7 protein-coding genes and 1 pseudogene are annotated in these 11,714 nt (G+C 72.6%); 1 reads left to right on the top strand and 7 read right to left on the bottom strand.

Translation table 11 applies throughout. From position 1 onward, the window contains the following. The 5 genes from ACWDX9_RS51900 to ACWDX9_RS51880 form a co-directional block, all read right to left on the bottom strand. On the bottom strand, positions 1–188 hold a 188-nt coding region (locus ACWDX9_RS51900; RefSeq protein WP_449969187.1), incomplete at its 3' end, for a PfkB family carbohydrate kinase. Next, positions 185–1,138 (bottom strand): D-ribose ABC transporter substrate-binding protein, encoded by a 954-nt coding sequence (locus tag ACWDX9_RS51895; RefSeq protein ID WP_449969184.1) that lies wholly within the window; start codon positions 1,136–1,138, stop codon positions 185–187. The genes ACWDX9_RS51900 and ACWDX9_RS51895, both read right to left, overlap by 4 nt. A gap of 40 nt (positions 1,139–1,178) precedes the next feature. Continuing rightward, entirely contained in the window at positions 1,179–2,147 is a 969-nt protein-coding gene (locus ACWDX9_RS51890) for an ABC transporter permease (RefSeq protein ID WP_185072599.1), read from the bottom strand. Continuing rightward, a complete protein-coding gene (locus ACWDX9_RS51885) occupies positions 2,131–3,639 on the bottom strand; it encodes a sugar ABC transporter ATP-binding protein (protein WP_449969181.1) in 1,509 nt (502 codons plus the stop codon). Before ACWDX9_RS51885 ends, ACWDX9_RS51890 begins: the two co-directional genes overlap by 17 nt. After that, a complete protein-coding gene (locus ACWDX9_RS51880; protein WP_449969180.1) occupies positions 3,636–4,652 on the bottom strand; it encodes a LacI family DNA-binding transcriptional regulator in 1,017 nt (338 codons plus the stop codon). The genes ACWDX9_RS51885 and ACWDX9_RS51880 overlap by 4 nt, the downstream gene beginning before the upstream one ends. A gap of 436 nt (positions 4,653–5,088) precedes the next feature. On the opposite strand from ACWDX9_RS51880, the gene ACWDX9_RS51875 reads away from it, so the two are divergent. After that, on the top strand, positions 5,089–10,554 hold the full coding sequence (locus ACWDX9_RS51875; protein WP_449969177.1) for an ATP-binding protein: 5,466 nt from the start codon (positions 5,089–5,091) through the stop codon (positions 10,552–10,554). Positions 10,555–10,598: 44 nt separating this feature from the next. Here ACWDX9_RS51875 and ACWDX9_RS51870 read toward each other — a convergent pair whose 3' ends face one another. Further along, on the bottom strand, positions 10,599–10,985 hold the full coding sequence (locus tag ACWDX9_RS51870) for a VOC family protein (RefSeq protein ID WP_449969174.1): 387 nt from the start codon (positions 10,983–10,985) through the stop codon (positions 10,599–10,601). A 105-nt stretch (positions 10,986–11,090) separates the two neighbouring features. After that, positions 11,091–11,714: pseudogene (locus ACWDX9_RS51865) on the bottom strand (hypothetical protein); the annotation flags it as partial.

Genomic DNA, 11,714 nt, shown 5'->3' with positions numbered 1-11,714 from the left:
AGCAGCGCCACCCGAGCGCCGAGCCGGGCGGCGGCCACGGCCTGGTTGGCCCCCTTGCCTCCGGGGTGGACGGCCAGCTCCGAGCCGAGCACGGTCTCGCCGGGCGCGGGATGCCGGTCGACCTGGACGACCAGGTCGGCGTTGGCCGACCCCACGACCACGACGTCGTGTTCGCCCACGGAGCTCATGCGCCGGTGAACTCGGACAGGTTGTCCTTGGTGGCGACCTTCACCGGCACGTTGGCGGTGGCCTCCAGCTGCTCGCTCTTGACGGCCTTGACCGCGTTCTGGACGGACTGCCGGCCGAGCAGGGCCGGCTGCTGGGCGATGCTGGCCGCCAGCGTGCCGGCCTCGATGGCCTTCAGCCCGTCGGGGGTGCCGTCGAAGCCGACCACCTTGACGTCCTTGCCGGCCTTGGCGCCGAGCGCCTTGATCGCGCCGAGCGCCATCTCGTCGTTCTCCGCGAACACGCCGGTGACGCCGGAGTGCGACTGGAGCAGGTTCGTCATGACGTCCAGGCCCTTGGCGCGGTCGAAGTCCGCCGGCTGCTGGGCGACGACCTTGATGCCGGGGAACGCCTTGATGCCCTCGGCGAAGCCCTGGCCGCGGTCGCGCGAGGCGGAGGTGCCGGGCACGCCCTGGAGGACGACGACCTCGCCCTTCTCGCCGATCTCCTTGGCGAGCTGCTCCGCGGCCAGCTTGCCGCCGGCCACGTTGTCGGAGGCGACGGTCTGGGCGACCTTGCCGCCGTTGACGCCCCGGTCCACGGCGATCACGGGAACGTTGGAACGTTCCGCTATCTTGACCGCCGGCGCGGCGGCGTCGGAGTCGACCGGGTTGATGATGATCGCCTTCATGCTCTGGCTGGTGAAGTTCTGCACCTGGTTGACCTGCTGGGAGGCGTCGTTCTGGGCGTCGGTGACGGTCAGCGTGACGCCCAGCTTCTTGGCCTCGGCCTCGGCGCCGGCGCGCAGCTGCACGAAGTAGGGGTTGTTCAGGGTGGAGATCGACATGCCGATCTTGACGTCGCCGCCGGAGGCGGCTCCCGCCGAGCCGGCGGAGGACGTGCCGGACGAGCCGCAGGCGGTCAGGCCGAGGGTCAGGGCGGCGCCCGCCGCTACGAGGGCGTGGATGCGCATGGGTGGTACCTCACTTCTTCTTACTGGGTTTGCGGTGATGTCAGCGGCCGCTTCGGCGGCGCAGGGTGTCGAGCAGGACGGCCAGGGCGATCACGACGCCGATGACGACCTGCTGCCAGAAGGCCGACACCGACAGCAGGTTCAGCCCGTTGCGCAGGACGGCCAGGATGAGCGCGCCGACCAGCGTGCCGAGCGCCCTGCCCTTGCCGCCCGACAGGCTCGCCCCGCCGATGACCACGGCGGCGATCGCGTCCAGCTCGTAGCCGGAGGCGGCCTGCGGCTGCGCCGAGGCGAGCCGGCTGGCCAGGACGATGCCGGCCACCGCGGCGAACGCGCCGGACAGGGCGTAGGTGACGAGCTTCTGCCTGCTGACGGCGATGCCGGACAGCCGGGCGGCCTCCTCGTTGCCGCCGATGGCGTACATCGCCCGGCCCGCGTACGTGCGGTTGAGCACGACGGCGGCGATCACGCCCATGAGCGCCATCACCAGCACGGGCACCGGCAGGTAGCCGCCGACGGTGTCGCCGAGGTGGGAGACCGCCTCCGGCATCTCGATGGGGCTGCCCTGGGAGACCACCAGGGCCAGGCCGCGCGCCACGCCCAGCATGGCGAGCGTGGCGATGAACGGCGGCAGCTTGCCGTACGCGATGAGCGCGGCGTTGACCAGCCCGCATCCGATGCCGACGGCGAGCGCGACGAGTGTGGCCAGCGGCCAGGGCAGCCCGCTGTCGGCGGCCGTCCAGGCCAGCACGATCGCCGACAGGGCGGCCACGGCGCCGACGGACAGGTCGATCCCGCTGGTGATGATGACGAACGTCGAGCCGAACGCGAGGATCGCGGTGACCGCCGCCTGGACGCCCACGTTCAGCAGGTTCGTCACGGTCAGGAAGTCGCCGGACAGCAGCGACAGGGCCACGACGAGCACGACGAGCGCCGCGACCGAGCCGTTCTCGGCCAGCAGGGTCCTGGCCGTCGGCCGTACGGCCAGCACGTTAGTGGACACGAGCATCCTCCACCTCGGTGACGGCGAGCGCCATCACGGAGTCCTGGTTCGCGTCGGCGGCCTCCAGCTCGCCGACGAGCCTGCCTCTGGCCATGACGAGGATGCGGTCGCTCATCCCGAGGATCTCGGGCAGATCGCTGGAGATCATGAGGACCGCGTGGCCGGAGGCGGTGAGCGAATTGATCAACTGGTAGATCTCGACCTTGGCGCCGACGTCGATGCCGCGCGTCGGCTCGTCGAGAATGAGCACGTTGGCATCGGCGAGCAGCCACTTGCCGATCACGATCTTCTGCTGGTTCCCGCCCGACAGGGTGCGCACCTCCTGGCCGAGGTGGCTCATCCGCACGCCGAGCCGGGCGGCCACCCGCGCGGCGGCCTGGCGCTGCCCGGCCCGGTCGACGAATCCGCCGTGGCTGGCGCCGCGCAGGGTGACCAGGCCCAGGTTCTCGGCGATGTCGGCGCCCAGGACGAGTCCCTGGCCCTTGCGGTCCTCGGGGACCAGGCCGAGCCCGGCCTCCATGGCGGCGCGCACGTCGCCGCCGGGCAGCCGCCGGCCGCGTACCAGCACCTCGCCCGAGTCGGGGGCGTCGGCGCCGAACACCGCCCGGGCCACCTCGGTGCGGCCCGCGCCGACCAGCCCGGCCAGGCCGACGACCTCGCCGGCCCGCACCTCGAAGGACACGCCGGAGAACGCGCCGGCCCGGCTCAGGTCGCGCACCTGCAGCAGCGGCTCGCCGGCCGCACTCGCCTCGCGCGGGTACTGCTGGTCGATGGGCCGGCCCACCATGAGCCGGATCAGCTCCTCCTCGGCCGTGCCGGCCGGCACCTGGGCCACCGAGCGGCCGTCGCGCAGCACGGTCACCCGGTCGCCGATCTGGGCGATCTCCTCCAGGTGGTGGGTGATGAACACGACCGCGACGCCCCGCTCGCGCAGCTGCCCGACCAGGTCGAACAGGCGCCGCACCTCGGTGGTGGTGAGCACGGCGGTGGGCTCGTCCATGATGAGGACGCGGGCGTTCAGCGCGAGCGCCTTGGCGATCTCGATCATCTGCATCTGCGCGATGCCCAGGTCGGCGACGCGGGTGCGCGGGTCGACGCCGACGCCGACCAGGTCGAGCATGCCGCGGGCCTGCTCGTGCATGCGCCGCGTGTCGACGAACCCGAAGCGGCGGGGCGGCCGGCCCAGGGCGAGGTTCTCGCCCACGGTCAGCTGCGGGACCAGGTTGAACTCCTGGTAGATCGTGGCGATGCCGAGCCGCTGGGCGTCGGAGGCGTTGCGGATGTCGACCGGTTCGCCGTCGACGAGGATGCGGCCGCTGTCGGGCTGGTAGGCGCCGGACAGCATCTTGATGAGCGTGCTCTTGCCGGCGCCGTTCTCGCCGAGCAGGACGTGCACCTCGCCCGCGCGCAGGTCGAAGTCGACGCCGTCGAGCGCCACCACGCCGGGGAATCTCTTGCCGAGCCCCTCGACGCGCAGGATCTCCCGTGCCTGGCTCACGAGCGGCCCTCCTTCCTCGTGCCTGTCTCTCCGCAGGACTCGCGCGCCACGAGCCTGGCGGGCAGCACCACCGATTCGGCGGCCCGGCCGCTCAGCACGTCGAGGATCACCCGGACCGCGCGCCGGCCCAGCTCGGCGGTGGGCTGGCTGATCGCGGTGATGCGGGGATGGACGTGGTTGAACCACGGCACGTCGTCGAACGAGGCCAGCGCGACGTCGCGGGGGATCTCCAGGCCGCGCTCGCTGATCGCGTCGAGCGCGCCGAGTGCCATGAGGTTGTCGCCCAGGAAGATCGCCTGCGGCGGCTCGGGCAGGTCGAGCAGTTCGGAGGTGATCCGCTGGCCGCTGCCGGCGCGGAAGTCGCCGACGCGCACGTACTCCTGGGGGATCTCCAGGCCGTGCCCGGCCGCCGCCCGCAGGAAGGCCTCGGTCCGCTCGCGCCCGGTGGACAGGGTGCTCGGCCCGGACACGAACGCGATCCGCCGGTGCCCGAGGGCGCGCAGGTGGGCGACCAGCTCGGCGATGGCGGTGCTGCCGTCGGCCCGTACCGACGGCACCTCGATGCCGCTGAGCGTCCGGTCCAGGAAGACCAGCGGGCGCTCTCCGCGGCTGACCTCCTCCACCAGGGGCGTCACCTCGGCGGTGGGGCAGATCAGCAGCCCGTCGACCCGCCTCTCCAGCAGGGTGCGCACGTAGTGGTCCTGCTGGTCGGCGCGCTCGTCGGCGTTGCCGATGATCACGGTGTAGCCGGCCGCGCGGGCCTCGTCCTCCACGGCCCGCGCCAGCTCGGCGAAGAACGGGTTGAGGATGTCGCCGATGATCAGCCCGAGCGTCCTGGTGGCCTCGGTGCGCAGCGACCGGGCGACGGCGTTGGGCCGGTAGTTGAGCGCGGCCATCGCGTCGTGGACCCGGTTGCGCGTCTCCTCGGTGACGGAGGGGTTGTCGTTGAGCACCCGGGAGACCGTCGCGACGGAGACGCCCGCCTGCGCGGCGACATCTTTGATTCGAGCCACCTGACCTCCATGTAATCGGTTACATGAGGGTATGTAATCGGTTACATGATTGTGAATCGGTAGGCCGTGTGATTCAGGTCACATTCTCGATGGGCGTCACCCCGGCCGCCAAGGCCGTGATGACGACGAGCAACAGAGGGACGGCGACCGTGGACATTAATCGGCGCAACCAGGCCTCCTTCATGGTGATTTGATCACCTGGACGGTAAGCGCCCCGAGGCGTGTGCCCGTCCCGTTCCAGGGGCTTCAGAGGGCGGCGGCGGGGTGGGAGGGGGCGGGGGACCTTTTGTGGGGTTTCCACAACGCAGCGGCTTCGCCATGAGCGATGCGGGCCATTGGTGTAGCGGGCGGCGATCGAGCAGGGTGTAGAAAGGTGCAGGCGGCGCTCCGGGAATCGGGCGTCGCCTTTGTGCGTGAGTATGGGGAGGCTCAGCCGGTGTTCAGTCGTGTCGCCATCGTCAACCGTGGAGAGGCAGCGATGCGCCTCATCCACGCCGTCCGGGACCTCTGCGCGGAGACCGGGGCGCGGATCGAGACGGTGGCGCTCTACACCGACGCCGACCGCCACGCGACCTTCGTCCGCGAAGCGGACCTCGCCTATCCGCTGGGCCCCGCCTCCGCCCGCCCGTACCTCGACCACGCCGTCCTGGAGCGGGCGCTGGTGGAGACCGGCGCCGACGCCGCGTGGGTCGGCTGGGGGTTCGTCGCCGAGGACCCGGCGTTCGCCGAGCTGTGCGAGAAGATCGGCGTCACCTTCGTCGGGCCGAGCGCGGAGGCGATGCGCAAGCTGGGCGACAAGATCGGCGCCAAGCTCATCGCCGAGAAGGTCGGCGTCCCCGTCGCGCCGTGGAGCCGCGGCGAGGTCGCCACCCTTGAGGACGCGCTGCGCGCCGGCGACGAGATCGGCTACCCGCTGATGCTCAAGGCGACCGCGGGCGGCGGCGGGCGCGGCATCCGCATGGTCGCCTCGAAAGAGGACCTGACCGACGCCTACGAGCGCACCAGCCAGGAGGCGCTGCGCGCGTTCGGCTCCGGCGTGGTCTTCCTGGAGCGGCTGGTCACCGGCGCCCGCCACGTCGAGGTCCAGGTCATCGCCGACGGTCAGGGCACCGCGTGGGCGCTGGGCGTGCGGGACTGCTCGGTGCAGCGGCGCAACCAGAAGATCATCGAGGAGTCCGCCTCGCCGGTGCTGGGAATCGAGCAGACGGCCGAGCTGAAGGCGTCGGCCGAGCGGCTCGCCGTGGCGGTCGGCTACTGCGGCGCCTGCACCGTCGAGTTCCTCTACCACCCCGGCGAGAAGCTGTTCGCCTTCCTCGAGGTCAACACCCGGCTGCAGGTCGAGCACCCGATCACCGAGATCACCACCGGCACCGACCTGGTCCGGCTGCAGCTGCACGTGGCCGGCGGCGGGAAGCTCGAGGGCCCCCAGCCGCCCGAGGCCGGTCACGCCGTCGAGGCCCGGCTCAACGCCGAGGACCCCGACCGCGACTTCGCGCCCGCCCCTGGCCGCATTGCCCGCCTGGCCCTGCCCACCGGGCCCGGCATCCGCGTCGACACCGGCGTCAGCGAGGGCGACACCATCCCGGCCGACTTCGACTCGATGATCGCGAAGATCATCGCCTACGGCCGCGACCGCGAGCAGGCCCTGGGCCGGCTGCGCCGTGCGATGGCCGACACCACGGTGATCATCGAGGGCGGCGCCACCAACAAGAGCTTCGTGCTCGACCTGCTCGACCAGCCCGAGGTGATCGACGCGAGCGCCGACACCGGCTGGATCGACCGCGTACGCGCCAAGGGCCGCCTGATCAGCCACCGGCACTCCGCGATCGCCCTGGCCGCCGCCGCGATCGAGGCCTACCAGGACGAGGAGGAGGTCGGCCGCCGGCGGCTGCTGTCCACCGCGCACGGCGGCCGCCCGCAGGTGCAGCACGACTCGGGCCGCCCGCTGGACCTCAAGCTCCGCGGCGTCGGCTACCGGGTGAGCGTGGCCCGGGTCGGGCACCGGCGCTTCCGCGTCGGGATCTCCGGCGGCGGCGACGTGCACCCGGCGGACGTCGAGGTGGAGCGGTTCGACGAGCACAGCGGCCAGATCGTGGTCAACGGCCGCCGGTTCCGGGTGGTGTCGGCCACGCACGGGCCGATCCACCTGGTCGAGGTCGACGGCGTGACGCACCGGATCAGCCGCGACGAGGGCGGCGTCGTCCGCTCGCCCGCCCCGGCGCTGGTGGTCGCGACGCCGCTGTCGGCCGGCGACGAGGTCGAGGCGGGCGCGCCGATCCTGGTGCTGGAGAGCATGAAGATGGAGACGGTGCTGCGCGCGCCGTTCCGCGCCCGCGTCCGTGAGTGCCCGGTGTCGGTGGGCAGCCAGGTCGAGACCGGCGCGCCGCTGATGCGCCTGGAGCCCCTCGCCGACGAGGGCCCCGAGGAGGAGGCCGCGGGCACCGTCGAGATCGACCTGCCCGCCGTGCCGTCGGACGTGTCCGCGGCCGACCGGGTCGAGCGCGGCCTGCAGGACCTGCGCGGCCTGCTGCTCGGCTTCGACGGCGGCCCCGACGACCGCAAGCAGGTGCTGGCGTCCTACCTGGACGCCCGCGCCGAGCTGGGCAGGCAGCCGATCGAGGGCGAGCTCGACCTGCTCACCGTGTTCGCCGACCTGGCCGAGCTGAGCCGCAACAAGCCGGGCGGCGCGCTCGACGTCGAGCCGGGCAACCCCGTGCACAGCCCGCGCGAGTTCTTCCACAGCTACCTGCAGAGCCTCGACGTCGAGCGCGCCGGCGTCACCCAGAGCTTCCAGGCCAAGCTCACCAGGGTCCTCGCCCACTACGGCGTCCACGACCTCGACCGCACGCCGGAGCTGGAGGCCGCGGTCTTCCGGATCTTCCTGGCCCAGCAGCAGATGAGCACCGGCGTCGCGATCGTGTCGGAGCTGCTGCGCCTTTGGCTGGCCGGCGCGCCGCCGTTCGAGTCGCTCAACGAGCGCGCCGGGCTCGGCCTGGAGCACCTGGTCGAGGCCACGCAGGTGCGCTTCCCCACGGTGTCCGACCTGGCCCGCGGCGTGGTGTTCCGCTGGTTCGCCCAGCCGCTGCTGCGCCGCAACCGCGCCAAGGTCTACGCCGCCGTACGCGACGACCTGCGCTACCTGGACGCCGACCCCGACGCGCCGGACCGCACCGAGCGGATCCAGGCCATGGTGGCCAGCTCCGAGCCGCTGGTCCGGCTGATCGGCCAGCGGATCGGCCGGCCCGGGCTGGACCACGCGCCGCTGCTGGAGGTGCTGACCCGCCGCTACTACGGCAACCGCGGGCTGTCCGAGGTCACCGCGCGCGAGGTGGCGGGCTGCCCGTTCGTCACCGCCGAGCGCACCGGCGCGGACGGCGTGACCCGCGTGGTCACCACCGCGGTCGACATCGCCGCCCTGGCCGCGGCCATCGGCGCCGTCGACACGTTCGCCGCCGATGGAGGGCTGGTCGCCGACCTCTACGTCACCTGGGAGGACCAGCCGGACGCCGACGCCATGGCGGCGCGGATCGGGCAGCTCCTCGCCGAGCACTCGCGGCCCGCGGGCGTCAGCCGGGTCACCACCACCGTCGTCGGCACCAGCGGCGCCGTGATGCATCACCACTTCACCTTCCGCCCCGACGGCGCGGGCTTCGCCGAGGACCGGCTGATCCGCGGCCTGCACCCGCAGATCGCCGAGCGCCTGCAACTGCAGCGGCTGCGCGAGTTCGACCTCACCCGGCTGCCGTCGGCCGACGAGGAGGTCTACCTGTTCAAGGCCGTGGCGCGGAGCAACCCGGCCGACGAGCGGCTCATCGCGATGGGCCAGGTCCGCGACCTGACGCCGCTGCGCGAGGCCGACGGCAGGCTGATCGCGCTGCCCGCCGTGGAGGACGCGCTCACCGCGGGCCTCGACGCGATCCGCAACATCCAGGCGCAGCGCCCCCAGAACAAGCGCTTCGACACCAACCGGATCATGATGTACGTCTGGCCGTCGACCGAGCTGTCCACCGACGAGCTCAACATGCTGGTCCAGCGCATCCTGCCGACCACGGCGGGCGCGGGGCTGGAGGAGGTCCAGTTCGTGGCCCGCCAGCGCAACGCCGCCGGCGAGCTGGCCGAGGTCGCCGTGCGGATCACCCTCGACCCGGGCCACGGCGCGAGCCTCGACGTCGGCAAGCCGTCGACGGAGCCGGTCCAGCCGCTGGACGACTACCGCCAGAAGGTGCTGCGTGCGGCCCGGCGCGGAAACGTCTACCCGTACGAGCTGACCGGCCTGCTCGCCGGGCCGGAGGGCAGCTTCGCCGAGCACGACCTCGACGCGGGCGGCGCGCTCGTGCCGGTCGACCGGCCCAAGGGCAAGAACTCCGCGGCGATCGTGGCGGGCGTCGTCACGACGCCGACCGAGCGGCACCCCGAAGGCGTCACCCGCGTGGTCCTGCTCGGCGACCCGACGAAGGCGCTCGGCGCGCTGTCGGAGCCCGAGTGCTCGCGGGTGATCGCCGCCCTCGACCTCGCCGAGCGGATGCGGGTCCCGCTGGAGTGGTACGCGCTGTCGGCCGGCGCGCGGATCTCCATGACCTCGGGCACCGAGAACATGGACTGGGTCGCGGCCGCGCTCAAGCGGATCGTCACGTTCACCCAGGACGGCGGCGAGATCAACATCGTGGTCGCCGGGATCACCGTCGGCGCCCAGCCGTACTGGAACGCCGAGGCCACGATGCTCATGCACACCAAGGGCATCCTGGTGATGACGCCGGACTCGGCGATGGTGCTCACCGGCAAGCAGTCACTCGACTTCTCCGGCGGCGTGTCGGCCGAGGACAACTTCGGCATCGGCGGTTACGACCGCGTCATGGGGCCGAACGGCCAGGCGCAATACTGGGCGCCCAACCTGCCGGCCGCCCGCGACGTGCTCATGGCGCACTACGACCACACCTACGTCGTGCCCGGCGAGACGGCGCCGCGGCGGGCGCACACCATCGACCCGGCCGACCGCGACATCACCGAGTTCCCGCACACGATCGACGGCAGCGACTTCGCCACCGTCGGCCAGATCTTCTCCGCCGAACACAACCCCGACCGCAAGAAGCCGTTCGACATCCGCACGGTGATGCGTGCCGTGTCCGACCAGGACCACCCGGTGCTGGAGCGCTGGGCGGGCATGGCCGACGCGGAGACGTCCGCCGTGCAGGACGTGCACATCGGCGGCCGGCCGGTCTGCCTGATCGGCATCGAGTCGCGCTCGGTGCCGCGGCGCGGCTTCCCGCCCACCGACGGCCCCGACACCTACACCGCGGGCACGCTGTTCCCGCGGTCGTCGAAGAAGACCGCGCGGGCGATCAACTCCGCGTCCGGCAACCGGCCGCTGGTGGTGCTGGCCAACCTGTCCGGGTTCGACGGCTCGCCGGAGTCGATGCGCAAGCTCCAGCTGGAGTACGGCGCGGAGATCGGCCGGGCGATCGTCAACTTCGACGGGCCGATCGTGTTCTGCGTGATCTCCCGTTACCACGGCGGCGCGTTCGTGGTGTTCTCCAAGGCGCTCAACCCGAACATGACCGTGCTGGCGCTGGAAGGCTCGTTCGCCTCGGTGCTCGGCGGCGCCCCGGCCGCCGCCGTGGTGTTCTCCGGCGAGGTGAACAACCGCACCGCGACCGACCCGCGGGTGACCGAGCTGCAGACGCGGGTCTCGGCGGCCAGCGGCGCCGAGCGGGCGGCGCTCAACGCCCAGCTCGCCGAGGTGCAGGCCGCCGTCCGGGCGGAGAAGCTCGGCGAGGTCGCGGCGGAGTTCGACCGGGTGCACAGCATCCAGCGCGCGGTCGAGGTCGGCTCGGTGGACGCGATCATCAGCGCCGCCGAGCTGCGACCGCGGATCATCGAGGCCATCGAGCGGGCGATGGCCTGACCTTCACCCGGCCCCGTCAGCGGGGGTCACGGCGCCCGGCTCCGTCAGCGGGGGTCACGGCGCAGCGGATGATCGGACGGGACCTCGACCAGCACGATGCGGTGCCCGTCGGGGTCCTCGATCCACAGCTCGATGAGGCCCCACGGCTCCAGCCGCGCCTCACGCACCACCGTGACCCCCGCCTCCCGGAGCCGTCCCTCCTCCTGCGCCACATCGCGTACCTGCAGCCACAGCGACAGCCCCGAGACGGCGCCGTCGTCGGAGTGCCCGGAGATCTCCAGGAACCCCTGGCCGAGGAAGAAGACCACGCCCGGGTGGTCGGCGGGGCCGAACTCGCGGTAGACGGCCAGGCCGAGCGTCTCGCGGTAGAAGCCGAGACTCCGGGCGAGATCCTTCGGACGCAGCAGGACTCGATTGCTCAGCACCTCCATGCCCGACCTGTTCCCCGTCGGACCGGCGGAAACGCGGCATCACGGTCTCGTCCCTGGAGCAGGGCCTGGCCGAACGCGTCCGTCAGGCCGACACGCTGCGCTCCCTCAGCCGGGAGAGCCCACCGCGTAGGCCCTGATGACGGTCTGGGTGAGGCCGGTGCCGGCGGCGTCCGCCACCTTCACCCGCAGCGACACGTGCCCGGGCGTGCGCGGGTTGGGCACCATGGCGGTCCACCCCGAACCCGTTCCGACCACCGGGACCGGCCGCCAGGTCGTGCCGTCGTCACCGGACATCTCCAGCCGGACCTGCTCGACCGGCGGCCGGAGGGCTCCCGGGGTGCGTTCCAGCCTCATGGGCAGCGGGGTCGTCGAGCCGGGCACGGCGCGGTTGAGGTCGTCGAGCCCGGCGGGGGCGTACCGCATCGCCATCAGCGGCAGCGGCCGCTCGCCCGCCGTGTGCGACGACCGTACCGTCCAGACCGTGTCCACCGTCGTGGACAGCGTCGAGTGCGGCACCTCCCGGCGCATGGACGAGCTGATCGTGTACGTGGCGGCCCCGGCGGGCAGCTCGGCGCGCAGCACGCACGCCTGCGCATCCCCGAGCACGCAGCCGGCGAGATCGGCCTTGGCCAGGACCTGCCCCTTGGCGGTGACGGTGACGGCGCCCGTGGCCGCGGCGTCCGTCCCGGCCCGCCCGGCGCCCCCGTCGGCGAACAGGCCGCCGGCGGC

The organism is Nonomuraea sp. NPDC003201 (assembly GCF_053590415.1).
Note: the sequence above shows the minus strand (reverse complement) of the source record. Positions and strands in the feature narration are given on the sequence as shown.